At 35.5% G+C, this 24,491-nt stretch carries 29 protein-coding genes and 2 pseudogenes; 24 read left to right on the forward strand and 7 right to left on the reverse strand.

Annotated features, from left to right (window positions below; all coding sequences use genetic code 11):
• The first annotated feature begins 1 nt into the window (after position 1).
• Positions 2-949 (forward strand): ribonuclease Z, encoded by a 948-nt coding sequence (rnz, locus tag AC1DSK_RS06870; protein WP_477547269.1) that lies wholly within the window; start codon positions 2-4, stop codon positions 947-949.
• 53 nt (positions 950-1,002) lie between these two features.
• On the opposite strand, the gene AC1DSK_RS06875 is transcribed toward rnz, so the two are convergent.
• Entirely contained in the window at positions 1,003-1,680 is a 678-nt protein-coding gene (locus AC1DSK_RS06875; protein WP_477547270.1) for a YdeI/OmpD-associated family protein, read from the reverse strand.
• Between the two features lie 251 nt (positions 1,681-1,931).
• Between AC1DSK_RS06875 and AC1DSK_RS06880 the strand changes: the two genes are divergently transcribed.
• The 5 genes from AC1DSK_RS06880 (at position 1,932) to AC1DSK_RS06900 (ending at position 5,480) form a co-directional block, all read left to right on the forward strand.
• Entirely contained in the window at positions 1,932-2,507 is a 576-nt protein-coding gene (locus AC1DSK_RS06880; RefSeq protein ID WP_477547271.1) for a hypothetical protein, read from the forward strand.
• Positions 2,508-2,545: 38 nt separating this feature from the next.
• Positions 2,546-3,079: a GrpB family protein gene (locus tag AC1DSK_RS06885; protein ID WP_477598124.1), complete on the forward strand. Its 534-nt coding sequence runs from the start codon at positions 2,546-2,548 to the stop codon at positions 3,077-3,079.
• A gap of 17 nt (positions 3,080-3,096) precedes the next feature.
• Entirely contained in the window at positions 3,097-3,294 is a 198-nt protein-coding gene (locus AC1DSK_RS06890) for a hypothetical protein (protein WP_477547273.1), read from the forward strand.
• A gap of 213 nt (positions 3,295-3,507) precedes the next feature.
• The gene (locus AC1DSK_RS06895) at positions 3,508-4,944 is read left to right on the forward strand and encodes an FAD-binding protein (RefSeq protein WP_477547274.1); all 1,437 of its coding nucleotides are present in this window, start codon (positions 3,508-3,510) and stop codon (positions 4,942-4,944) included.
• Complete coding sequence (locus AC1DSK_RS06900; RefSeq protein WP_477547275.1) at positions 4,941-5,480, forward strand: MFS transporter; 540 nt, start codon at positions 4,941-4,943, stop codon at positions 5,478-5,480. The genes AC1DSK_RS06895 and AC1DSK_RS06900 overlap by 4 nt, the downstream gene beginning before the upstream one ends.
• Before the next feature lie 139 nt (positions 5,481-5,619).
• Here the strand turns inward: AC1DSK_RS06900 and AC1DSK_RS06905 are convergent, their stop codons facing one another.
• On the reverse strand, positions 5,620-5,823 hold the full coding sequence (locus AC1DSK_RS06905) for a DUF4181 domain-containing protein (protein ID WP_477547276.1): 204 nt from the start codon (positions 5,821-5,823) through the stop codon (positions 5,620-5,622).
• Between the two features lie 56 nt (positions 5,824-5,879).
• On the opposite strand from AC1DSK_RS06905, the gene AC1DSK_RS06910 reads away from it, so the two are divergent.
• Together AC1DSK_RS06910 and AC1DSK_RS06915 are read left to right on the forward strand one after the other, a co-directional pair.
• Positions 5,880-6,245: a YhfM domain-containing protein gene (locus AC1DSK_RS06910; RefSeq protein ID WP_477598126.1), complete on the forward strand. Its 366-nt coding sequence runs from the start codon at positions 5,880-5,882 to the stop codon at positions 6,243-6,245.
• 172 nt (positions 6,246-6,417) lie between these two features.
• Complete coding sequence (locus AC1DSK_RS06915; protein WP_477547278.1) at positions 6,418-6,570, forward strand: hypothetical protein; 153 nt, start codon at positions 6,418-6,420, stop codon at positions 6,568-6,570.
• 217 nt (positions 6,571-6,787) lie between these two features.
• Here the strand turns inward: AC1DSK_RS06915 and AC1DSK_RS06920 are convergent, their stop codons facing one another.
• The gene (locus AC1DSK_RS06920; RefSeq protein WP_477547279.1) at positions 6,788-8,044 is read right to left on the reverse strand and encodes a TolB family protein; all 1,257 of its coding nucleotides are present in this window, start codon (positions 8,042-8,044) and stop codon (positions 6,788-6,790) included.
• Positions 8,045-8,324: 280 nt separating this feature from the next.
• Here AC1DSK_RS06920 and speD point away from each other — a divergent pair, with 280 nt between their 5' ends.
• The 6 genes from speD to tatC all read left to right on the forward strand — a co-directional run bounded on the left by speD (position 8,325) and on the right by tatC (position 12,916).
• Entirely contained in the window at positions 8,325-9,131 is an 807-nt protein-coding gene (speD, locus tag AC1DSK_RS06925; protein ID WP_477598128.1) for an adenosylmethionine decarboxylase, read from the forward strand.
• A gap of 321 nt (positions 9,132-9,452) precedes the next feature.
• Positions 9,453-10,469, forward strand: a complete 1,017-nt coding sequence (locus AC1DSK_RS06930) for a multicopper oxidase domain-containing protein (protein ID WP_477547280.1) — start codon at positions 9,453-9,455, stop codon at positions 10,467-10,469.
• A 14-nt stretch (positions 10,470-10,483) separates the two neighbouring features.
• The gene (locus tag AC1DSK_RS06935; protein ID WP_477547281.1) at positions 10,484-11,653 is read left to right on the forward strand and encodes a ZIP family metal transporter; all 1,170 of its coding nucleotides are present in this window, start codon (positions 10,484-10,486) and stop codon (positions 11,651-11,653) included.
• A gap of 11 nt (positions 11,654-11,664) precedes the next feature.
• On the forward strand, positions 11,665-11,898 hold the full coding sequence (locus tag AC1DSK_RS06940) for a helix-turn-helix domain-containing protein (protein WP_477547282.1): 234 nt from the start codon (positions 11,665-11,667) through the stop codon (positions 11,896-11,898).
• 60 nt (positions 11,899-11,958) lie between these two features.
• Positions 11,959-12,150: a twin-arginine translocase TatA/TatE family subunit gene (locus AC1DSK_RS06945; RefSeq protein ID WP_477547283.1), complete on the forward strand. Its 192-nt coding sequence runs from the start codon at positions 11,959-11,961 to the stop codon at positions 12,148-12,150.
• 37 nt (positions 12,151-12,187) lie between these two features.
• Positions 12,188-12,916, forward strand: coding sequence for a twin-arginine translocase subunit TatC (gene tatC / locus AC1DSK_RS06950; RefSeq protein WP_477533224.1), 729 nt, complete (start codon positions 12,188-12,190; stop codon positions 12,914-12,916).
• A 259-nt stretch (positions 12,917-13,175) separates the two neighbouring features.
• Here the strand turns inward: tatC and AC1DSK_RS06955 are convergent, their stop codons facing one another.
• Both AC1DSK_RS06955 and AC1DSK_RS06960 read right to left on the reverse strand, forming a co-directional pair.
• A complete protein-coding gene (locus tag AC1DSK_RS06955) occupies positions 13,176-15,284 on the reverse strand; it encodes a heavy metal translocating P-type ATPase (protein WP_477547284.1) in 2,109 nt (702 codons plus the stop codon).
• Positions 15,281-15,658, reverse strand: coding sequence for an ArsR/SmtB family transcription factor (locus AC1DSK_RS06960; RefSeq protein WP_016427019.1), 378 nt, complete (start codon positions 15,656-15,658; stop codon positions 15,281-15,283). The genes AC1DSK_RS06955 and AC1DSK_RS06960 overlap by 4 nt, the downstream gene beginning before the upstream one ends.
• A 149-nt stretch (positions 15,659-15,807) precedes the next feature.
• On the opposite strand from AC1DSK_RS06960, the gene AC1DSK_RS06965 reads away from it, so the two are divergent.
• From AC1DSK_RS06965 to AC1DSK_RS07005, 9 genes and pseudogenes are all read left to right on the forward strand, one after another.
• Positions 15,808-16,353: a copper resistance CopC family protein gene (locus tag AC1DSK_RS06965; RefSeq protein WP_477547285.1), complete on the forward strand. Its 546-nt coding sequence runs from the start codon at positions 15,808-15,810 to the stop codon at positions 16,351-16,353.
• Positions 16,350-17,447 carry a copper resistance D family protein gene (locus tag AC1DSK_RS06970; RefSeq protein WP_477547286.1) on the forward strand — a complete coding sequence of 366 codons (1,098 nt, stop codon included), beginning with the start codon at positions 16,350-16,352 and terminating at the stop codon, positions 17,445-17,447. Before AC1DSK_RS06965 ends, AC1DSK_RS06970 begins: the two co-directional genes overlap by 4 nt.
• 4 nt (positions 17,448-17,451) lie before the next feature.
• A pseudogene (locus tag AC1DSK_RS06975) lies at positions 17,452-17,523 on the forward strand (oxidoreductase); the annotation flags it as partial.
• A 353-nt stretch (positions 17,524-17,876) separates the two neighbouring features.
• On the forward strand, positions 17,877-18,407 hold the full coding sequence (locus AC1DSK_RS06980; protein ID WP_477533160.1) for a D-glycero-alpha-D-manno-heptose-1,7-bisphosphate 7-phosphatase: 531 nt from the start codon (positions 17,877-17,879) through the stop codon (positions 18,405-18,407).
• Between the two features lie 41 nt (positions 18,408-18,448).
• Positions 18,449-18,565 (forward strand): annotated as a pseudogene (locus AC1DSK_RS06985) (TIGR03943 family putative permease subunit); the annotation flags it as partial.
• Between the two features lie 333 nt (positions 18,566-18,898).
• On the forward strand, positions 18,899-19,732 hold the full coding sequence (locus tag AC1DSK_RS06990) for a lysostaphin resistance A-like protein (RefSeq protein ID WP_477547289.1): 834 nt from the start codon (positions 18,899-18,901) through the stop codon (positions 19,730-19,732).
• Between the two features lie 144 nt (positions 19,733-19,876).
• The gene (locus AC1DSK_RS06995) at positions 19,877-20,479 is read left to right on the forward strand and encodes a hypothetical protein (protein ID WP_477547290.1); all 603 of its coding nucleotides are present in this window, start codon (positions 19,877-19,879) and stop codon (positions 20,477-20,479) included.
• A gap of 143 nt (positions 20,480-20,622) precedes the next feature.
• Positions 20,623-21,015: a hypothetical protein gene (locus tag AC1DSK_RS07000; protein WP_477547291.1), complete on the forward strand. Its 393-nt coding sequence runs from the start codon at positions 20,623-20,625 to the stop codon at positions 21,013-21,015.
• A gap of 322 nt (positions 21,016-21,337) precedes the next feature.
• The gene (locus tag AC1DSK_RS07005; RefSeq protein ID WP_477547292.1) at positions 21,338-21,859 is read left to right on the forward strand and encodes a hypothetical protein; all 522 of its coding nucleotides are present in this window, start codon (positions 21,338-21,340) and stop codon (positions 21,857-21,859) included.
• Positions 21,860-22,155: 296 nt separating this feature from the next.
• Here the strand turns inward: AC1DSK_RS07005 and AC1DSK_RS07010 are convergent, their stop codons facing one another.
• Both AC1DSK_RS07010 and AC1DSK_RS07015 read right to left on the reverse strand, forming a co-directional pair.
• Positions 22,156-23,004: an MBL fold metallo-hydrolase gene (locus tag AC1DSK_RS07010; RefSeq protein ID WP_477547293.1), complete on the reverse strand. Its 849-nt coding sequence runs from the start codon at positions 23,002-23,004 to the stop codon at positions 22,156-22,158.
• A gap of 140 nt (positions 23,005-23,144) precedes the next feature.
• Positions 23,145-23,687, reverse strand: coding sequence for a DinB family protein (locus AC1DSK_RS07015; protein WP_477547294.1), 543 nt, complete (start codon positions 23,685-23,687; stop codon positions 23,145-23,147).
• Positions 23,688-24,110: 423 nt separating this feature from the next.
• Here AC1DSK_RS07015 and AC1DSK_RS07020 point away from each other — a divergent pair, with 423 nt between their 5' ends.
• On the forward strand, positions 24,111-24,407 hold the full coding sequence (locus AC1DSK_RS07020; RefSeq protein ID WP_477547295.1) for a MafI2 family immunity protein: 297 nt from the start codon (positions 24,111-24,113) through the stop codon (positions 24,405-24,407).
• The last annotated feature ends 84 nt before the right edge of the window (positions 24,408-24,491 follow it).

The raw sequence follows: 24,491 nt of genomic DNA on the forward strand, positions 1-24,491 counted from the left end.
TATGGAATTGCAATTTTTAGGCACAGGTGCAGGCATGCCTTCCAAACAACGAAATACAAGCGCGCTCGTATTGAAATTGCTGCAGGAAAGAGGCACTTTTTGGTTGTTTGATTGTGGTGAAGCGACGCAGCACCAAATGTTGCACACGACCTTAAAGCCCAGAAAGCTTGAAAAAATATTTATTACCCATTTGCATGGTGACCATATTTTCGGTTTGCCTGGCTTACTGGGTTCTCGTTCTTTTATGGACGGGAAAGAATCTTTGACCATTTATGGACCTTTTGGTATTGAAGAGTGGATTACTACGACCCTTCGTATATCGCGAACCGTTTTACAATATAAAGTGAACTTTGTTGAGATTGATGAAGGTGTAATTTTCGAAGATGAGCAACTTACTGTTGAGGCTAAATTGTTGCAACATGTTATTCCTTGTTATGGCTATCGAGTCATTCAAAAACCTTTACCTCCACAATTACTGATTGAAACGGCCATTCAACTAGGAGTGCCGAAAGGGCCTTTGTTGGCAAAACTAAAAAAAGGGCAGGATGTAGTTTTAGAAAATGGTCAAACTGTGTTAAGTCAGGATGTAACAGCTGGACCGGTAAATGGATTCTCTATAAGTATTCTCGGAGATACGCGTTATTGCCAGGCGTCAATTGAATTAAGCAGGGACGTTGATATCGTCATTCATGAAGCGACGTTTGATGCGGGTACAGAAGAACTTGCGAAACCTTATGGCCATTCAACAATTACACAGGCAGCACAAGTTGCGAAAGAAAGTGGAGCCAAACATCTCATCGTTCAACATATCAGCGCCAGATTTTTACCCAGCCAAGCAGAAGAACTGCGAAAACAAGGATTATCCGTATTTCCTTCCATTACTGTGGCGGAAGATTTTGCGGAATATGAATGGAAGCAAGATGAATTGAAAAGAATCAAAAATAAATAAGCGTATCTGAATGAAGGAATTCAGGTACGCTTATTTTTCTTTTGTAAGACCATTTACTTTTTCTTTTTTCGATACAAATCCATGGATTTGTATCCTTCCCCTAGAATGGTTTGCATTTCAAGTAAGCGTTTTTCCTGAGTTTCAATTTTCTTCGCACTATACACATATCGTGCCCAATCTTTTTGATAGCCGAAAGTCAATTTATTATAAGCTTCCAGAGAATCTTCATTGCGACTCAAATATTCTTTGATATGTTCGACATACTCAATATAGTCATCGACGCATTGGCTATTTTTTGTGCTGTCTGTTTTTTTAGGTTTCTTAGGCAACGATTTCAATCCCACAATTGTAAAGGTTTCATTCAGACTGACCATGCGGGAAAATTTCAGCTGACTGTTTCGAACATAACCATCTTCATCAACTGATAAATCTTCATACAATCGATCACGTTCAATAAATTCTTTATAGGTCGGATTGTTCTTTTTGGGATATGCAAAATACAGATAGCCATTGTCTTCTATCAGATTCTTATCAATGATTGTGTTCAGTTGTTGTGTGAAATCTTCCAGTGTGAAAGTGAAGATAAATACGAACTGGTAGCGAGTATCCTTTATGGTCGTATCATAGTGTAAATCATCAAAATCAAGGACTGTTTCTGGCTTATTTAAGATTAATTTGGTGGAGTATTTATGTATGCCTAATTTTTCAATGACACTTTTCGTAGAATTCATTCTTTATTCTCCTCTGGTACTTCAATAATTTTATAATATATGAAAAATCAAATGAGCTAAAACTTAATCGTATCGGCTCATGAATTCCCATAAAATGCAAAAAAACTATGATATCATCTATCTGTTTTGTTATATTTAGAATAAACAAAATTTTTCCGTGTGGGGAAATCATTTTGCAAAACATTGATGAGGATACGAGTGGATTTGTGGACGAATGGCTCAGTCTTGATTGACAGAAGGGGAATCATGAGTTGGAAAATGAGAGTAAATCGAACAAGGAACCACATCGTACACCCATGATTGATTTTGCAGACGCTGTTAACCGATCATTGGAACTTATTTATAGTAAATCCGTTATTTACAATGCAATTAAAGGAGAGATGATTATAAAGAAGAGTCTAATAGGATTTTTCGTTTTGTCATTCATTTTGTCTTGTGTTGTTGGCTGTAGTAATGAAGGTTCGCCTACATTAACCAGAGTCTATTATGAGATCGTCAACTCTGAGGAAAATACTGAAGGAACCTGGATGATTATTGATGAACAAAGTTTGACTGATATTGATCAAGCGTTCAAAGAAATTAAGTGGGACCCGAATACGATGCCATCTATGTCTCGTGAGGAAGACGTTAAAGTAACACTGTTTCGGGAAACTGATAAGAATCTACCAGAACGTTTGGATTACTACAGCATTTGGTTCAATGCCGATGAGACGGCGACAATCATTAGTCAGAACGAAAGTGAAGGTTTGGGAAACTTGGAGCAGGAACAGACTCAGATTCTGAAAGAATATTTATTAAATACAACGGATAGAATCCAAGCTCCATAACACATGGGTAATCATGAGAAAAGAGGGGGAGTCTGGATTTGAAACTGGGATTGAAAAAAGATGAGGTCATATTAGCACCTCATTCAAACGAATGGGATACGGAATTTCTTAAGACAAAACAGGAAATACAAAATCACACCAAGCTTGAAAGTAGCAGGATTGAACATATCGGCAGTACAGCCATTAAAGGGCTAATGGCAAAACCAATAGTGGATATTGTCGTTGGTCTTGATGAAATAAAACAAATCGATAAATCATTTTCAGAAGGTCTTAAAAAAGCAGGCTTTTTAAGATTAGGTGTGGAACGACCATCAGAAGTGGTTTTTGCGAAATTTACAGATGACACATATGATATAAAAACGCATTTTATCCATTTGGTTGAATATAAGAAAGAACAATGGAATAACTTAATTTTCTTCAGAGATTATTTAAACTCGCACGAAGCAACTAGAAAAGAATATGAGCAACTCAAATTGGAATATGTAAAAGAGAGCAATAGTGGCATTCTGGAATACACGAATCATAAGGAAGAGTTCGTCAAACGCATTTATGCCATGAGATTGAATGGTTGAGATGGGAGTCAAAGAGAATGACAAGAATGAAACGCATAGCCTTTCTACTTGTATTGTCTCTACTAGTCATTTCTTTCATATCCAATCCAAGTAATCAAGAATACCAAGAACTCAGTGAAGAAACGACCGGTATTAAGATTCCAGAAGATATAGAATTAGAAAGAATAAACCTTTTATCTATTTTCCACTTATTCGGTGCAAGCATTGCCTTATGAACATGGAGTAGTTCACTTAGGATTCATGGGGAAATTCTTTCAAATTTCGAATGGGCAGTATGATTATCCAAGTTGGTTGGAATTTTTCAATTGATGGGTAAGAAATAGCTTTCAATATGTTGTCAGGAAGAGGAAAATAGAGATAAATGTATAGTTCGCTATCATGGTTGCTTAGGCAGCCTATTTCTTTTTATAGAGCTTTGGAGGTTAAGAATGATCAAAATTCGTTATTTAGCAATCGTAATATATGCGGTAGTATTGGCTTCTTCCTTTACCATGTATCAGTCTCAACAAGCCAATCTGACACAAGAAGACAGAGGACGTCTGTTACCTGTCAAAATGAAGTCCGTGAAATCAACCGATAGTGAAGATGAAATCCAAAGTATTGTTCGTAACGCGGATCTGAAGGACGAGAAGATATCGATAGCAGGTATGCAACACAGTCAAGGTGGTCAAACCCTTTATCCAGGGGGGATCATGCTCGACATGAAGCAATATAATAAAATTCTCAACCTGGATGAAAAAAATAAGCTCATTACAGTACAAAGTGGCGTTACATGGGCTGATATTCAATCTTACATAAATCCGTACGGTCTAGCTTTAAAAGTCAGTCAATCGCAAAACATTTTCACTGTTGGGGGTTCAATGAGCGTGAATGTACATGGCCGTGATATCCGCCATCATACGCTGATTGAAACGATAGAATCATTTCGTTTACTTAATGCTGAAGGACAAATAATCAATGTGAGCCGGAATGAAAATACAGAGTTGTTTAAGCTAGTAATCGGTGGCTACGGGCTTTTCGGAGTTATTTTGGATGTGACCTTGGAATTGACAGAAGATGAACTTTATCAAGTACATACAGAATCAATTTCTTACGATGAATACACATCGTATTTCACAAAAAATGTTTTGCAAAATGATGATGTGAAAATGCATCTTGCTAGAATCTCAGTAGCACCAGATAGCTTTTTAACGGATATGTATGTAACTGATTTTTCTACTGCTTCCGATCAATCAAATTTAGAAGATTACACTTCGTTGAAACGGGAAAGTATCATTGCCATCCCTAAATTTTTCCTTGGTCTTTCACGTCTGAGTGGCTGGGGTAAAAATACGTTCTGGAATATCCAAGAAGGATATAATGATCGGTTGGAGCATTCATATATGTCCAGAAATAATGTTATGCGGTCTGAGACAACTTTTATGGATTATGATAGTGCTACAAACACAGAAGTGCTACAGGAATATTTTGTTCCGATTGATCAGTATTCTGCGTATATCGATGATTTGAGAAAATTGCTGAAAGATGAAAAAGAGATAAACTTATTGAATATCACAGTGCGCTACGTGGGACAAAACGAAGAATCTGTCATGTCTTACACAAAAGATGACATGTTTGCACTCGTGATTCTTATTAATCAAGGCAAGAGTGAAGAGAGTATAGAATCCACAGGTCAAATCATCAGAAAAATGATTGATGTAACGCTGGATCATGATGGGAGCTATTATTTGCCTTATTATCACTATCCGACCAGGAAACAGCTAGAAAAAGCATATCCGAGAACGAATGAATTCTTCGAGATGAAAGAAAAATACGATCCAGAAGAGCGCTTCATGAATCTTTTCTATGAGGAGTATCACAAATGAATGCAAGAAAATTTATACTTTATCAAGGTACAGTTGGAATGGCAGCAAGCATGATTTTTCCATTTTATATATTGCTGCTGAAAAATGTGGGGAACAGCTACGTCCAGTTCGGATGGGCTTACGGGCTTTTCGCATTAACTGCTGCGCTAAGTTATCCTGTAATCGGGATATTCGCTGACAAAGCAGGAGACAAAATTCTTTTAATGGTTTATTCATGGGGGATGGCATTGATTTTGCTGGTGTTCCCATTAGCTTTTGAAATCTGGCATATCTACGTACTTCAAATAATCATGGGTTTACTAGGTGCCGTCCAAAAAAACTCTGAAAAAACGATTCTGGCACGCACCGTTCAAAAAGAAACGGCTGGGAAGGAAATCGGTCGTTATCATGTTTGGACATCTATCGGGGCTGCCGTAGCTGTGATTGGAACAGGCTATTTAGTCGATTTTCTGACGATTGGCAGTATCTTTTATCTGGCATCAATCGTTTTTGCATGGAGCGGGTTTTATGTGATGAGGCTTGATACGAAGGTTTAGACTTGGATTTTACAAACACTGGGGTCTTGCTCCAGTGTTTGTTTTTTCTGATTCATGTCAATTCATTCAGCATAAAAAAATTTGATTACTGTTCTTTTCTTACTGTGTTTTATATAAAATACACATAGTAGGTCTTAGATTATGCTTGTTGTCCTATTAAGATAATTAAAAATGTTACTAAAATCAAAATTGAACCTAACCATTCATAATAGTAAGCCTTTTCTTCCCGATGTAAAAGCCATTCCTCAAATCCGCGAGTTATCCCCAGTAAAAAAAACAGAGCAAACATGGGAATAGTCAAAATTAATCCTAAATTTGTTTGATTGGATGTCTTCTCAGCCAAGTTCTAAGTTCATTGTAAACATAAACAAAATAATGTTGGGTATTGCGGGATTAATATTGCATATATTGTTGATTAAGGGAAAAATTGATGAATATAAAAAAGAAATTGTTTCTATTTCTTATTTTCATGGTGTACTTACTCACTGCTTGTGTAAGTACAGGGGAAGTGGAGAACAAATTAATCTCAATGACTGGGATGAAAAAGAAGACACGGAGATTTTTAGTAAAGACGAAGACAGTATGGAAACTTTTATCCAAGCCATAGACAATGCAACAAAAATGGAGAAACAAAATGTAATTGTCACTGAACCATTGCTCGCTTTTAACATGCATATGAATGATAATCGAGTGAAAAAATATCATCTATGGATTACTACTGATGAGAAGGATACTTACAACAATTACATCCGGACAATAATGTGATCTTTCAACTGGATAGTCGTACTGTTGAAAAATTAACTTCATTCCTAAAAGAAGAAGAAAACGTAGATCTCATTGATCAGGAGATTGTATTTGAAGAATAGTGTAGATCTTCTGCAACTGGAAATGAAGGGAAGGGATTACATCGGGTTGGTTTTTTGGAGTTATATTCGGTTTGCTTTTCGGCATTGGCGTTTACATTGACTGGAAAAGAAAGAAAATCAATAATTATCCACTTCGATTAACACACCCACATGCAAAGCCAGGGGATGATTCGAATTACCGGATGGGTGATAACAACAACTATACTGGTGGCGGGATGGATTGATACTTTTAGATTTATAGGAAGGGAGTGAATTTATGTGGTGGTTATTAATCGTACCTGTTTTTTATCGCATTCATAGACGACTTCATGTAATAGAAGAAAAAGTAGCAAGATTGAATCAAGTAAAGGAATCTATATTAATAAAATAATTAAAAAAACCATCCGAGTGGATGGTTTTTTTATGTTTCCAGAGTTGGCTTTCACTTTGTTAAGCTAACCATCATTCTGGAGGATAAAAGGAGTACGGTCCGATATCTTGGATCCATATTTGTGCATTTTCCCCATTCGGTTCGGCTACCCACAAATCCCCTTTGGTAGAAGCGATATCGATTTGTCTTACCCAAGTGATTTTGTTTATCGAGGGCAGGAATTGTGGGTTATAATCTCCTTGATCTTTAGAAGGCATTGTTATTTGAATTTGTTTCTGACTGTCCAGAGTTACAAAATATAATGTTGGTTTGGGGCGTTTTTTAGGGTCATTTGACCAGTCAGTTTCTTTTACTCTGGATACGATAAGAGAACGGTCGTTGACCCATGTAAATCCCATGTCTGCATAGTTTTTTGGAGTAAGGGTCAAAGTATAGTATGCAGGGAGTTCAGTTACTTTTAAATCTTTATCTTTGAAACCAAATACGATTCGTCCTCCGCCTGCGATATAACCGAGTAAACTGTCCTTAAACGACCACTTCGGCTGGAACTCGAGGATTACCTCGTCGAGTACGGTAAATTCTTTCCCTTCTGCAGAAATTACACAAAGCATATCACTGTCCATAGCCAAGGAAGCAGTTGGTGACACAATAAAAGATATCCATTTGTTATTTGGTGAATAATCAAACGATTGGGCATTGATTGAAGAGATTTTCACATCATCTTTCTTAAGTTCTTTTGGAATCACTAAAAATTTTTTCACATGTTTGGTTAAGTCGCTGATGTTTTGATAACCACCCTTTAATGAAATGGTGTAGAGGATTAGATGTGTCCATCCATCTGGCCGCAAGGAAGCACTTGAAGATGCGATAAAGCCCTTTCCATTCGGCTGCCATTCATAATCGTCTACTCCTAGAGCGATATTATAGAAACTGGTTAAGTCAGATATGTTTAAAACACCGCCACTTTGAAAAGCCACAATATTTTCGGTTGGCGACCATTTTGGATCGTGTCCATCATAAAAAATTTTACGGTGCTTTTTGGTTTGTAAATCATAGACCCACAATTCATTTTCTGTACCTTGACTTTCATTAATGGTAGCCTGTACTTCTTTTTGATAAAGAAGCATTTTACCATCAAAAGACCATTGTGGGGGATAGGGATAATTTGATTTTTGATCTGTCACTTTTTTGTCTAAACCTTTATCGTTTATCCACAAAAAGCCATCCTTAATGTAGGCGACTTTAACTGTAGAATCAGTTGGTGCCGCATTCGATATAGTAGGAAATAAAAAATAGAATATCACTAACATATGAATAAGTTTCACCATACAATCACCTCTTTGTTCATATGTTGTGTCTTATTAAAAATCTTACACTTGAGTAAATGGAAAAGTTTTTCACGTGTTCTATACAATCAAGCTGTGACTTAAAGAATATAAAATGATTGAATTTGCCGTTTTGTAAAAAGTGATATAATTGACTGTATGTTTCACAATAATGAATTCGGGAAAAATATAGCATGTGAAAAATATGGCTTTTTTCACATAATAATTTTTAATTACTGTGCAAAATTTGTCTAAAATTTAGTTGAGAAGGGGATTACATAATATGAGTTTAACGCCAAATGAAAGAATTAAATTACATGGTTTTAACAATCTAACCAAAACATTAAGTTTTAACATGTACGATATTTGCTACACAAGAACTAAGGAAGAGCGCGAGGCTTATATCAACTATATTGACGAACAATATAATGCAGAGCGTCTTACGAACATCTTGACCAACGTGTCAGATATGATTGAGGCAACCATTTTAAATATTGCCCAACAAGATTATGAGCCTCAAGGTGCGAGTGTGACGATTCTTGTTTCTGAAGGACCCGTCGATGAATCGCCATTGGAATCATTCAAGCAATCTCCTGGGCCATTTCCTGATACAGTTGTAGGTCATTTGGACAAAAGTCATATAACGGTTCACACATATCCTGAGTACCATCCTGACGAAGGAATCAGTACATTCCGTGCAGATATCGATATTTCAACATGTGGAGAGATTTCTCCATTAAAAGCTCTGAACTATTTGATTCACTCTTTTGAAACAGACGTAATGGTCATGGATTACCGTGTGCGTGGCTTTACGAGAGACGTGAAAGGTCATAAACTCTTCATAGACCATGACATTAATTCCATTCAAAATTTCATTCCTAAAAGCGTTCAGGACGTTTTCCAAATGATCGATGTGAATGTCTATCAGGAAAACATTTTCCATACAAAATGTAAACTGAAGAAATTTGACCTTWACAATTACTTATTCGGGTACAAGGAAGATGAGTTATCTGAAGAAGAAAAGATTGAGATTACAAAGAAACTGAAAAAAGAAATGGATGAAATCTTTTACGCGAAAAATATGTCTTAAATAGACAAAAAAAGGTCCCCCAAAAAGGGTAACGTGTTCTGTATTGATGTACAAAAGAAGAACTAACATATTAAAACGTTAATCAAATAAAAACAATTAGCACTGCAATTCAAATTGCAGTGCTTTTTCATTTTTATGCGACTCGGGTTGGGTGCTTTTTCTTCTGCTCAAGAATATAACAAAATAACAACCTTGCAATCATAAAACATTTTTTTATTTAATAAAAAAAATAGTCATTGACAAAAAGATTACTTCAGGAATAAAGTATGTGTAATAACAATAAACTTTCCTAAGGGAAACTTTTTTGAGGAGGGTCAAACAATGAGCGAAGAAAACAACGTTTCTAGACGCGACATCTTAAAGTTGGGATCTGCCGGGGTCATTGGGGTAGCAGGCAGTTATTTGTTAAGTACAATGACTGGATTAAATCCCGTCATTAAAGCAGCTACACACAGTGGTAATAAGCACGGCAACATGAATCACAGTAATACAATGACGGATGTTTCAAAAAGCGAAGGCTATAAGATGGCTGAAAAAGCACTTACAACGTTTGATTATGGCACAGTGAGTGTGCTACCAAATGGGCAAACGTTACGTGTTTATGAAGTTGAAGCTATTGATAAAGAAATAGAAATTGCAAAAGGGATTAAATTTCCTGGTTGGACATATAACGGAACGATTCCTGGACCGACATTTCGTTGTACAGAGGGTGATCTTTTACGTTTCAACTTTATTAATAAAGGCAGTCATCCTCACTCGATTCATTTTCATGGAATTCACCCACCAGAAATGGATGGATTGGAGTCTATTTATCCCGGAGAGACATTCACGTATGAATTTGAAGCAAAACCATACGGATTACAGATTTACCACTGTCATGTATTACCGTTAGCCAGACATATTCATAAAGGACTGTACGGCAATTTTATTATCGACCCCAAAAAGCCAAGAGAACCGGCTTTAGAATTGAACATGGTCATGAATGGATTTGATTTGGATTTAGACGGTGAAAACGAATTTTATACGGTGAATGGATATGCGAATGCATTTATGAACCATCCGATTAAAATCAAGAAAGATCAACTTGTCCGAATATACTTAAGTAATTTAACTGAATTCGACTTATTAAATTCTTTCCACTTGCATGCTAATTACTTTACGTATTATCCAACAGGTCGAAATGATAACCCATCACAATTTACAGATACAATTATGCAATGTCAGGGTGAGCGAGGGATTCTGGAAGTGCGTTTTCCGTATAAAGGGAAATATATGTTTCATGCTCATGTAAGTGAGTTCGCTGAGTTAGGCTGGATGGGATTTTTCGAAGTAGAGTAAAGGAGGGTTAATAGATGAAAGTTAAATGGATTATATCGGGATTAGTACCCCTATTGTTACTTGTGGCAGTAGTTGCATGGGTGATGATCAATGGTGCTGGTATTGAAAAAGACCCTGCCGCCCCAATCGAAGTACTAAATATTGAACGAATTAACACAACATACAGTGGGTTTGAAATATCAATCAGTAATACTGGGCCAGAGCCCCTGACGATATCTCAAGTAATAGTGAATGATTCGATATGGAATTTTGGTGTCTCTCCATCAGAAACATTAAAACGATTTGAAGAAGGGAAAATTACGATTAATTACCCTTGGGTGCAAGGCGATCCACATGTAATTAAGATAATTACTGAAAATGGAATTATTACAGAAGGTGAAATTGCAGCTGCGACACTCACTCCAGAAAGAAGCTGGAGCAATTTTCTTAATTACGGGTTTATAGGGTTTTATGTTGGTATTGTACCCATTACATTAGGTTTATTGTGGTATCCATTCATGAAACGCTTCTCACGAAAATGGATTAACGCTATTCTTGCTCTTACCGTTGGGTTACTTCTCTTCTTATTTATTGGTACATTGGCTGATGGCATTGAAATTGGTGCTGAAGCGCCTGCAGTCATGCAAGGTACTATGGTGGTAATGCTAGGTGCAGTTCTTACTTTCTTATTATTAATTGGATTTGACCAGTATCAACAGAAAAAACAAGCATTGAAAGCTTCTTCTCCTTTTAATATCTCTTTATTAATGGCTGTCGGAATCGGGCTCCATAACTTTGGAGAAGGGCTGGCTATCGGTACTTCGTTTTCTCTTGGCGAAGCTGCACTAGGCACATTCTTAGTCATTGGCTTTACTCTTCATAACATTACTGAAGGTATAGGAATAGCAGCTCCCTTGTTGAAGATTAAACCTAGGATAAGAGACTTTATATTATTAGGCGTAATAGCAGGTGCTCCAGCAATTATTGGTACCTGGGTTGGTGGATTCATTTTCTCTCCGATTCTCGGCGCATTGTTCTTAGGGATTGGTGCAGGTGCTATCTTACAAGTAATTTATGTCATCACTAAAATGTTAATTAACGATCATAAGAAACATTTGGAACCTACTGTTTCTTGGTTAAACTTCAGTGGTTTTACAATCGGTCTGCTAATCATGTATCTTACAGCCTTCTTAGTTAAATATTAAATTTTTCTGAGGTGAAGACGTTGCAAAAGGACCTTAATAATAACAGGAGTAATTTTGGTACTTGGCTCGATAAACAAGAAGATATAAATATTTATTCGTTAGAAAAAGCATCAAACATCGGTTATGCAACCATTAAAAAATTATGTAACAACCAAAACTATTTACCTAGATTTTCAACCATTGCTAAAATAAATCATGGCTTAAAAATGCTCGGAAAGAATATTGAAGTGAATGATTATCTTTGAGAAACCTTTACCAGGTTTAGACACAGCTATTCAAAACATAACAATTAATAGGAGGATATTATGATGCAAAATATAGGAATTCCAGGATTGATTTTGGTATTGGTTATTGCTCTTATCATTTTCGGACCATCTAAATTGCCTGAAATCGGAAAAGCTTTCGGTTCCACATTAAGAGAGTTCAAGAATTCAACTAAGGATCTTTTATCAGAAGAAAAAAGCGCAACTCCCCAAGATAAAGTAAATAAAGAGTAAATTTTAGATAATGAAGTACGTTTAAGGAGGATTGTAGATGAAAGGTCAAAGCATGAATGTTGTTCAACATTTAGAAGAATTACGCAAGGCAATTATGATTACTCTAGGAATTTTTCTACTGTTTTTTGTGCTGGCCTTCATTTACGTTCAGGATATTTATCACTTGCTGGTCAAAGACTTGCCATTTAAGCTAGCTTTATTGGGTCCAAGCGATATATTGATGGTTTATTTAATGATTTCAAGTGTTGTCGCGTTAGCTGCTACTATGCCTGTTGCTGCACATCAAGTTTGGCGATATATTAGTCCAGGTTTGACAGAGAAGGAGCGTAAAGTGTCGCTTGCGTATGTACCGGCACTATTTATTCTATTTATAATCGGAATCAGTTTTGGGTACTTTATTTTATTTCCTCTAGTGATGAGTTTTTTAATGTCATTGTCCAATGACATGTTTACTACATTTTTCACAACAGAAAAATATTTCCGGTTTTTGTTGAATATGACTTTACCTTTTGGGTTTCTATTTGAACTGCCAGTTGTGATAATGTTTTTAACAAGTTTAGGAATAATTAATCCGTATGTTTTACAAAAAATAAGAAAGTATGCTTATTTCGTGTTGATTGTTACTTCCGTATTGATTACACCACCAGATTTCTTGTCAGATATTCTTGTGATTATTCCTTTACTCCTGTTATATGAAAGCAGTATCACATTGTCTAAATTTGTGATTAAACGACAACAAAAAATGTTAGATAAATTAGTTACGTAAGAACACACTTTTCACTAAAAGTCTAATTACCCTTTCATATTTCACCCAGTAAACAAGAAAAGCCCTCAGAAAGGATTCTGTTGGCTGTGAGTTTATCGCTTTTGGTTAAGTCGATTTTACTTTACATGTAATCTTAATACTTTTCGCCATACTAAATTAAAGAAAAAATTATTTATTGCAGCATAATGTAATAGAGCCATTATCAGTAACCCCTGAGTAAAAGGTATTGGTAATGGCTCTTTTTATCTTCTCAAATATTTTAATATTTTGTTCGGATCAATCTTAATGAATTGAGTACTACAATTAACGTTGCACCCATATCTGCAAAAATTGCCATCCATAACGTTAACCAACCCGGAATAATTAACACGAGGGCCAATACTTTTAACCCAAAGGCAAATGCAACATTTTGGTAGATGATGTTCAACGTTTTTCTGCTTAATGCAATGGTATATGGGAGTTTCTCTAAATCATCGGCCATTAAAGCGATATCAGCTGTTTCAAGCGCCGTATCGGTTCCAGCACCTCCCATTGCAATTCCAACAGTTGCACTTGCTAAAGCAGGCGCGTCATTTACTCCATCTCCAACCATAGCAACTTTACCATGCTCTTCTCTGAGTGATTTAATCACACTTAATTTGTCTTGTGGCATCAATTCAGCTCTGACATCAGTTAATTCCAGTTGCTTACCGATAGCACTGCCTGTTGCCTGATTATCGCCCGTTAACATAATGGTCTTTTGAATACCCAATTTGTGAAGTTTTTTGATGACATTTAGGCTGTTTTCTCTCACTTGATCAGCTACTGCAATGAGTCCTTTGATTTCATATTCAGTGCCCAGTAACATGACCGTCTTCCCGTCCATTTGAAGAGATTTAACTTGGACTTCAATTGTGCTTAATATAGAATGAGTTTCTCTAAATAAATTTGGACTTCCAATATAGATAACCTGATCATCAATCGTCGCTTTGGCACCTTTTCCTGTGATCGATTGGAAATCCACAACCGGTACCAATTCGATTTTTTGTTTTTCAGCTTCTTTCAAGATGGCTGATGCAAGTGGGTGTTGAGAAAACTTTTCGATGGATGCTGAAAGATGCAAAATTTCCGAAATGTTCATTTCTGATAGGGAAACAACGGACGTTACTTCAGGTGTTCCTTTAGTCAGAGTTCCAGTTTTATCGAATGCAACAACCTTCAAGCGACCAGCTTCTTCTAAATGGATACCGCCTTTAATTAATACTCCATTTCTTGCGGCGTTTCCAATGGCAGTTACAATGGCAACTGGAGTTGATACTACTAAAGCACACGGGCATCCAACCACCAAGACTGCCAAACCACGATAAATCCACTCACTCCAATCTCCTCCGAGGAATAGGGGAGGGAACACAGCAACTAATAATGAAATCAACATAATGGCTGGTGTGTAATATTTAGCAAACTTATCAACAAATTGTTGAGAAGGCGCTTTTTCAGCCTGAGCTTCTTCGACCAAATGAATAATCTTGGCAATTGTAGTATCTTCTACACGTTTTGTTACACGAACCTCTAATGAACCTTCTTCATTCAATGTACCTGCAAATACTTCGTCTCCGATCATTTTGTGAACCGGAACAGATTCTCCCGTAATAGATGCTTGATTAATGGATGATTGGCCAAGAATGACCTCTCCATCCATTGCAATTTTTTGACCAGGCTTCAGAATCATGACATCGCCAATTTGAATGTCTTCAACTGCCACGTCGAACTCGTTCTTTCCGCGTTTGATAATCGCAGTATTTGGTGCAATATCCATTAGAGTGCGAATAGATTGTCGTGCTTTATCCATCGAATAACTTTCCAATGCCTCACTTATCGCAAAGAGAAAGACGACGACAGCTGCTTCTCCCCATTCACCGATAATAGCAGCACCAATCACGGCAATGGTCATCAATGTTTTCATATCAAATTGAAGTTTTGTTAAATTGACCAATCCTACTTTAATGAGGTTGTAGCCACCTATTAAGATTGATAATCCGAAAATAAAGATGGTTTGATTACTCTCTTCATCATATATTACTGAAGATATGTATCCCAAAAGAAGGAGTAACGCAGAAATAAACGTCGTTTGATTCTCTCTTTTTTTCCAGAACGACTCTCTTTTCTCTTGTACTTTCTGGTTTGCCGGAACTACTTTAATACCATCAAATGCACCTGCTTTTTCTAATTCTTCTATCGAAGCATTCCCGAGAACAGTCAGTTTTGAGGCACCAAAGTTTAACTGTACATCGTTAACCGTTTCGATATCCCGTATGTTCTTTTCAAACTTGGCAGCACAATTTGTACAAGATAGTCCCTGCAATCTGTATACATTTTTGTCTTCACTCATTTGTTCCAACCTTCTTTCGAATGATCAAGTGCAATACGAACCAACTGTAGGACGTGATTGTCGACAACTGAATAAAAAACGAGTTTTCCTTCTTTTCGATATTTAGCTAACCCCATATCACGTAAATAGCGTAAATGATGAGAGGCAGTAGCTGTCGAAGTTCCAATAATATTTGCCACGTCGCAAACACACAGTTCTTTTTCAATAGTCAATGCATACGTGATTTTTAATCTTGTTGCATCAGAAAGTGCTTTAAATATTAACTCGACATTGTTGATTTCTTCAATTCTAGGTTTAACTCGCTTTATTACATCTGTATCAAAACAAGTCGTTTCACATATATCTTTTGGACTTGTTTTCACTAATTTAGTCATTTTACCCACCTCATTCAAATATCTGTTTGATTGTTACTGCTAGTGTATGCAAGGGACAGTAAATTGTCAATAATGATATTCAAATGTTTGTTTGAATATGAAATTATTCTTGTTACAATCATGGAAAGAGATATTAGGAGGATTTAGAGTTGAAAAAATTAATCATCTTAACATTATTATTTCTTTTTACATTTAGTCCTTCTGCTTTTGGACATTCTGGACTTTCAAGTTCTACCCCTGCAAATGGAGAGGTCGTAAAAGAAGAATTATCAAGCATAACCTTACTGTTCAACACAACAGTTGAGAATACAAGTATTCTTAAAGTAATCAATGAAGATGGGGTAGAGGTACCTATTGAAGAACTCTTAATAAAACAGAATGAAATGATCGGTAGGTTTTCGGAACCTTTAGAAGAAGGAGAGTTCACTGTTAACTGGAAAATAATCGGGGCAGATGGGCACCCAATTGAAAATACCTTCTCATTTAGAGTGGAGCTCCCGAAGGAAACAGATTCTGAAGTTCCCAATCAACAGAGCCCTGAAGAGATTATTTCTCCCCCTAGTGACGTTAATGATCAAAAAGTAGTTAAAGAGGCGAAAGACTCAAATAACATAATGATTAGCGCGGCTTTGTTATTGGTATTGATAGCAATTGTCACAACTTTTTGGTTGTTGAGAAAGGAAGACAGTAAATGATTTTGATTTATTTATCTGAGACGCTATTATATTTATGTTTTTCGCTCATAACGGGTTCACTCATCTTGTCACTTATACCCGGTAGTAGAAAACCGGAAATTGCCATTCGTAAACGATGGATTCAGATTTCTATTTTAGGAATAGTGATCCTATCCCTCTTTCCGGTAATACGACTCGTACTCTTTCTTTACGAGGACATTGGGTTATGGATAACCATACAAAATGTAATTTCCACCTTTGAAGTCGGGCAAGCATGGTCATTTACGCTGTTTGTATCAATTGCATTTTATCTGTATGTCTCCATCTTCTCGATTTTCACTAAAAAAATTCACACGGTCATATCATTGTCCTTCACCTTTGTTCTTCTCTTAGCGTTGGGATGGGCGAGTCATTCAGCCTCTCTAAACGAGTGGAGTGGATTTGTAGCGCATTGCATCCATTTCCTAACGGTAACAATTTGGGTCGGCATATTAATAGTAGTCAGTTGGTTTTCGGTGAATTCTGCAAACTGGTTAACATTTTTAAAATGGTTTACGCCCGTAGCCATAAGCTGCTTATTGGTAGTAGCTGCGTCAGGGTACTTTCTGATGACTTTAGTTATTGATTTGAACAATTATGCAGATACTTGGATTCTCCCATATGGACAATCTTTGCTTATTAAGCACTTAATACTTATTCCCATTATCTTTTTTGCAATTATCAACGGAATTTGGATGAAGCGAAAAATTCAAAAGGACTCAACTATTAATCCACGTAATTGGGTTAAAGCGGAGAGTTTTACTCTACTATTAATTTTCTCGGCGACAGCTGTCCTTGCACAACAAGAAGCACCACATGACATTGACTCAGTAGCTGCCAGTAATGGAATGGCGAGATTATTTAGTACAGTTTACTCCGAATCCATTTCTTTACCCATCGATGCTTCCATGGATTTAAACATGTTAGGCATACTCTTTTTTGGACTATCCATCTGTTTCTTATGCTTTGCTTGGATTGCGACGGTGAAAAAGTTCTCACCTTTTATAGCCTTTAGTATGAGCATTTTATGTATGATTTCCATGTATTTAGGGTTAATGAACAGTGTAGTTTTCTAAATAAGTAACACCAATTAAAGGATTGTATTTCCTGGGGCTTACATGGCAACCCAGAAGAGATTCTTCTCTTATATAGGGTGTTGGAGAAGTCGCGCGATATATAATAGATGTATTACATAAAGGGCATGGATATTTTCATTGAAAATTGTAAATGTTTAAAAGAGAGCAAACCGAGGAAAAACTGCAAAGACAGTATATTCTCGGTTTTTTTATAGACAATGTATATTTCAAACTTAATAGCAATTTCATTCCTAACCTGGATTCAGAAATGAAGCAATTCGCAAAATTAATGGAAGGTAATAAAATAGAAAACTTGAAAAAAGCAGTTCATCAAAAAAGTGTTGTTCGTAATTTTGGAGATATCCCTCAAATACGCATAAGCCCGTTCTTTTATTGAACGGGTTTAATACATGTAAAGGTGTGATTTTAATGAAGAAGGCAATATTTTTGGATCGAGACGGAGTTATTAATGAAGTGCTAACGGATAGAGTTAAATTTGTAAATAAGCCACATGAGCTATACTTCTTACCTGGTGTTCCAGAAGCAATTAAAAAATTGAATCCTTTCTTTGATTTCATATTTGTAGTAACTAATCAAGGCGGTGTTGGATTGGGATTCATGAAGGAAACTGAGCTCAATAAAATACATGACCATATGATTTCTGAATTAAAGAAGGAAGGGGCAGTTATTCATGACGTGGCTTATTGTCCCCATAAACCAAAATCGGGCTGTGCCTGTCGCAAGCCAAATAGCAAATTAATTATAGATCTCAGTAAAAAATATGATATTGATTTATTACAATCCTACATGGTGGGAGACACCGATACAGATATTATTGCAGGGAAAAAGGCAGGGACAAAGGGAGTATTCTTGGGTAAGAGTGATCCGCTTGCAGATGCTGTTTTCCCGGACTTAATAAGTGCTGTGGATTGGATTATAGAAGATGCCACTGCGAAGTAAAGCATGCTTGTTTGACGCTCTAAGAAGATAGTGTCCGCTTTAGGCAACTGTTTGTTCTTCAATTCGGTATCATACATTGTGTAGCAGATTTAGGTGTTTTCGGGATGTTAGGTGAATTTCTTGGGGATATGAAAATTGACACAAAGTCCGATAATTTCTAAAAAAGTTTGATCATTTATTAATAAAGTTTGATTAAAATTATCTCACCTCTATCGTTTCTTAGAATTGAGGTGATTTTTTTGTTGGATATTTATGTTAATTTCACGATAAGGATAAAGATTGTGAAAAAATGTACTTAAACTAACGGGGCAGTTTAGTTGAAGAAGGGGTTTTAGGGAATGGTGTTGAATAAGTTAATATATGTAAATTATTGAACAAAAGGGGTGTTTTACTTCAAGTCGGAGTTGGCACTTTTTTTATTGAACTAACGGGTAGGTTAATTCAATAAGAGGTAAGATTTTTTTGATAAAATTAAGGGGGTGGATTTGTGAATGGATGTAGACAATTATCGGAAATTTAATATTACGTCATTTGTTCTTTATTATATGATTTCGGGAATAGTTTTCTTTGGTTTTATGGGTTTAAAGAATTTTCCGAACGGAACACCAGCGTTAGTCTTAAAAATAGCCATCTTGATTTATTTCATCTACCAGATTAAAAAATATAGAATTAAATTTAATAGTGTTTCTCTTAAAAGTAGTATGTCAGGTATCAAATGGGCAAAATATGTCTCTTTGAGTATCATTTTAAAAATTAATTTTACTTTCATAGCGGCAATTAGTATTACGCTGTTCGTTATTTTATTCCCATCACTGTATAATTATTTGATCAACTTTCTTTCTGAACAAAATATTGAACCTGAATCTAGGAGTGCATTAAGTTTAATAATATCCATAATCTCTACTGCTATATTAACTCCAATATGGAAAGAGCTGTTTTTTAGAGGTATAGTGCTAAGAAAGTTAACAAAAAGATTTAAGCCTATTACTGCAATATTAGTTTCTTCCCTTATTTTCGCCATAGTACATAGTGGTTTCATTGGTATAACTCATGCATTTCTTATGGGATGTATGTTTGCTTATTTTTACCTATTGAAACAAAACATTTGGATACCAATTATTTTACATGCAGTAATAAACCTTGTATCTACACTTTGGAGTACATTCTCAATTTCTACAGATTTGACTGATTTAGCCATGCCCTCTAGAGAACAATTGATAGGGGAATTAGTTTTATACGGACCGATTACATTTGCAATTACATTTTTCCTTCTAATAATATTTATTAAAGGTTGGAAGCAAGTTAAACTTTTGGTTATTGAATAATACGGATATTTTCTTATTCAACTAACGGATGCTTTAGTTAAAGATCATCGGGCTGATTAAGCTGCCCTTTTTCTTATTGAACTAACGAGGCAGTTTAGTTGTTCTACACTTTTGTAACATTATGCGAAGCAAGGATGTGATTGAATGTTTCAAGATGGATTTCCAAATTATTTGAGAGATGATGTGACTACGGCGGTTGGAATGATTCCTCATAAAACTTATAATAATGTCACTATTGGTGTGTCCGAGGATACTATTCAATATTTTCAAGATAATACCGTGATTAGATTTCCTTATCGTACCTACTACATTGATAGTTCAGATGAAGTTATAGACAATTTAAGTCTACGACAAAAAATGATTTTGCATTGTATTTATTCAAGAAGTTGTGACGGGTTTGTTCGCCAAAAGCATATTTATTCGTTGCTTCAGATGGATTATGAAGACTGGGCTATTCCTTATATCGTAAAAATATGTGATGAATATGTCGTAGAAATATTAGAAATGACTTTTGATATTTTAAAAGAGCAGGATACAGAACGGATTAAGAGATTTTGTCTTGAAAATAATGTGCAGTTTTGCAAAAGCTATAATAGAATGATTAGCTATTGGAATGAGTATTACCGATATAGATACAATAATTTTCAAAAATATATTGGCAGGAAGTTATTTAGAGATTGTTTTGGTTACTCTAAATCAATGGAACACAGGGAAAAAGGGGTTTGTGAAAAATTTCACTTAAACTAACGGGTGCTTTAATTAAAGATCGTGGAGTTGCTTTGGCAGCTCTTTTTTCTTATTAAACTAACGGGGCAGTTTAGTTAAACAAGGAATTATTTGAAACCTTGTTAATAAAATTAAAGTCTAAGTGGTTAGGGGGGGAAATATAGATGAAAAAGACATTTGGTCTTATTTTTTTTATTGCGTTCGCTTTAGTGGGATGTGGATTAGAAACAAAAACACTTTCCCAATTCTATGAGAAAGACCTTGATGATGTAACTAAGATCGTGATAGTAGATGGGAGTACGGGATATAAAAAAACAGTCACAGAGAATGAGGTAATAAAGGAATTCTTAGGTGAAATAAAAGATATAAAGTTCATTCCAGATGAGAATCAAGAAAAAAGAGTGGGTTGGCGTTATTCAATTACTCTTTTCCAAGATGACGAACAAACATTCCAGTTCGGATTGACAGAAGTAAATGAAAATTACTATTATACTGAACCAGATATTCATCCAATCGTTAAGGATTTTTATGAAAACACTGATGTACAAGAGAAATAATTTCTTTAGTTCCTTATTCAACTAACGGGTGCTTTACTTCAATAAGGAGTGAAGCCTTTTTTCTTATTGAACTAACGAAGCAGTTTAGTTGAAGAAGGGGTGTGAGCTATACTGTGGAGATTAACTGGAATATTAACGAAGTAATTTTTTATAAATAGGACTCCAGACGTAGTTATAAACAGAACTTCGGACCCGCTATTATAAAACACTTCTCATGTATCATCGAAGCTAAGATAATCAAAGGAGTGGGAATTATTTATAATGGAAACGCATTTAATAGTAAATAGCGTTAATGGAGTAGTGGTAGGAGGAGTAGAAACATATGAGGTCGGAAATAGCTGATAAAACTTATTTCACTAAAGGCTGGGGCTATGTTGCAGCTCTTGCACTGTTACCGTATGCGATTTTAAAATCGCTTTGGGCATGGGGATCAACAATAGGACTTACAACAAAACAAGCTGTACAAAATGTAGCAGGGTTAGGTGATACATTAAAGGAAGGACCTGCTTTTCTGTATACATTATATAACATCGGAATAGACTTCACAGCTATTTTAGCGATACTGGCATCTTTATTTGCTTTAGCTCTAGTGACTTCCTGGGGGGAGAAGCTATCAAAAAGGTTATTAATTATATCTGGATGGTCAGTTGGGATATTGACAGTTCTAATTTGCTTCTTGACTGCTCTTCAATTTTTAGGAGTGCTTCCAAAAGGAGACACCGAAGGGTTAGCCATATGGGTGTATGTGGTGACGTACGGAGGATTGTTCTTGTGGGGAGTAACTGTATTTATAGCGACTCTGTCGTTCCAGCATCGAATTAAAAACAAACAGTCGATACATTAGAAGTTATAGGAATTATACTTGGAGAATAATAGTTCTTTTCTTCAATTAACGGGTGCTTTAGTTAAACAAAACCATCATTTCGATGGTTTATTTTTTTATCCGAAACATCAAGTAGATCTCAGAAATCCATTGTGAAATGTTACACTTAAACTAACGGGGCAGTTTAGTTCAACAAGAGATTTGAAAAATATATACTACTTATGTCGTATTTGACAAAAAATAACCAATTAAATAGCCACCTCATTTCAATTTTAAATGAGGTGGCCATTGGTTATTTTTTGATGTATTTTATAGAATTATAGTGATTGAATAATATGGTCGTTAACAAATGATTTTATGAAAAATAATTCATTATCATTAGGATTCCTTTTATTTTCTGACTTAAAGCTCTCTATAGCATCTTCTAGTGAGGTCGATTTTACAACACGACTTGCACTTATTAACTCTTTCCAATATATATCCATTTCAGTGGAATCGCAGATCGATTCATGACCAAGTAGAAACATTTCAGCATTATATTTTTGTATGTCGTTAATCATTGGCAATAACAATGATTGCTTGTAATGAAATAAAGAATTTGTGGTTGTACCATATGCACAATCACCTAAAAAAACAACTTTTTCATCTGGAATATAAATGATTGTAGAGTCATCTGAATGAGTACTTTTGATTTTTTCAAGTATGCAAATTTTATTACCCAAATCAATAGTTAGTGTTTTTTCAAAGATTACATTTGGAGAGTTTAACTTAAAACTATCCCTGTTTGGCATATCAGTTTGTACAATCTTCATACACATAGCACTCATTTGATTAGTATTCACATACCTCTGGAGTGAACTATCGTCATAGGATAAACTTTGCCATTCTTTTATCATTTCGTTCGTTTGACTATTAACTATAACAGTTGCATCAAATTCATTCATTCCTAGAAAATGATCCCAATGTGCATGGGTAATAACAACATATTTAACTGGTGGTACATTTAGCTTCTCGATTTCTAGTAAAAAGTCCTTAGCATGCTGAGGAGAATTACCAGAATCTATTATTAGACTATATCGGTCACCACATACCAGTCCTAATGTCGGTCGTTCATTATCATCTTGATTAGATAAATAAGAAATAGTATCACTGAATTTATTTAACATGTTATTTCTCCTCTTTTCTAGATATTAATTCTACGAAAGAGAAAACCTACATGTTTATTCTAAAGTAAATAAAATAAATTAAGATTTTCTCATTTTATTTCTTTACCATTGGACTTGTCCCTCCTTTTTTCAATATGGAATTAGTTCTCCTGTTCTCTATTCATATGGTTGCGAATTAGACGGATTTGACCTCGATGATTTAGCTCATCTTCAAATACATGAAACCATCGGAAATAGTTGTTAGCTACATGATCAGGACCAAAGGGTGAAACTTCATCCAACCAGATGTCCTCTATTTGCTTAAATAAATCTAGCGTGCGTTCTCTTACTTTACTTAACTGTTCAAGATAGAATTCAATTTCTTTATCCTTGATTTCTTTATGTGCCTTTTCACCAAGTTTTAATCCTACATTAAGCCTTTGAAGTTCTTCTTTAGTAGGATCACGGTCTTCAAATGTCGAAATTTGATAGACTTCTTCAACACATGCCATATGATACAAAAGACAACCAATTGAATTTCCCTTGCCATTTATACGATAATCCAGTTCTTCTACTGATAAACCATCTACTGCATTTAATGTGGTCGTCCGTGTATAATCCATCATGGATAATAATCTTCCAATCATTGGAGTATAGCCTAATTTATTTTCAACAATAAATCTCCTATTTTCTAATGTCTTCATTTTTATCACCCTTTGTGTCAATTTTATTCAATTAAACTATTATATCTATTAATTCCAATTATTTCAAATTTTTTAATAGCAGAGACCAATGATGAAAATTGAGTGGCGATAATTTCGGATGCGTTACTTAAATGAAATTTACTGATACTGCCTTTTACATGGCAGCTTTTTCTTATTGAGTAATAAAGTCGAAGACTTCCTAATCCGGGTGTTATGTCTACTAGGAGTGCATGCAGCACACTCGTTCAGCGATAGAATAGATATGTTAATGGTCGCATTTCTTCTTCAACTAACGGGTGCTTTAGTTAAAGATCATCGGGCTGTTTAGGCAGCTTTTTTTCTTATTGAACTAACGGGGCAGGATAGTTGAATAAGAAATGCTATAATTTATTGAGCGTCAAGCGTAAAATAGAGGTGTTTATTATGGTTCCAACCATAAAGGAATTGATTATTAGCTGCCACTACTCCCTTTTAGGTGCAATACCCAAAAAATTAAGGGGACTAACGGTAAAATTAGAAAACGAAACGTTGTATTGGAAAGGATATTTTGACGGGGAGCCTACAGAGGAAGAAAAAGAAATATTAAGCGTAGCCTGTACTGAAGTAATTGCTGATTTCCCCATAATTAAGGTTGTAAAAGAAGAATATTTAATTCATATATACCCTTTAGAAATGGAAATGTTGCAATTTTGGGCTTTTTTAAGATGGGAAGAAGAATGACCCTTATTAAGCTAACGGGTGCTTTATTTCAATAACATCGGGCTGGTAAAGTAGCAATTACGGCTTATCCTATTAATAATCAAG

The sequence above is a fragment of the Paenisporosarcina sp. P4_B8 genome, assembly GCF_056402175.1.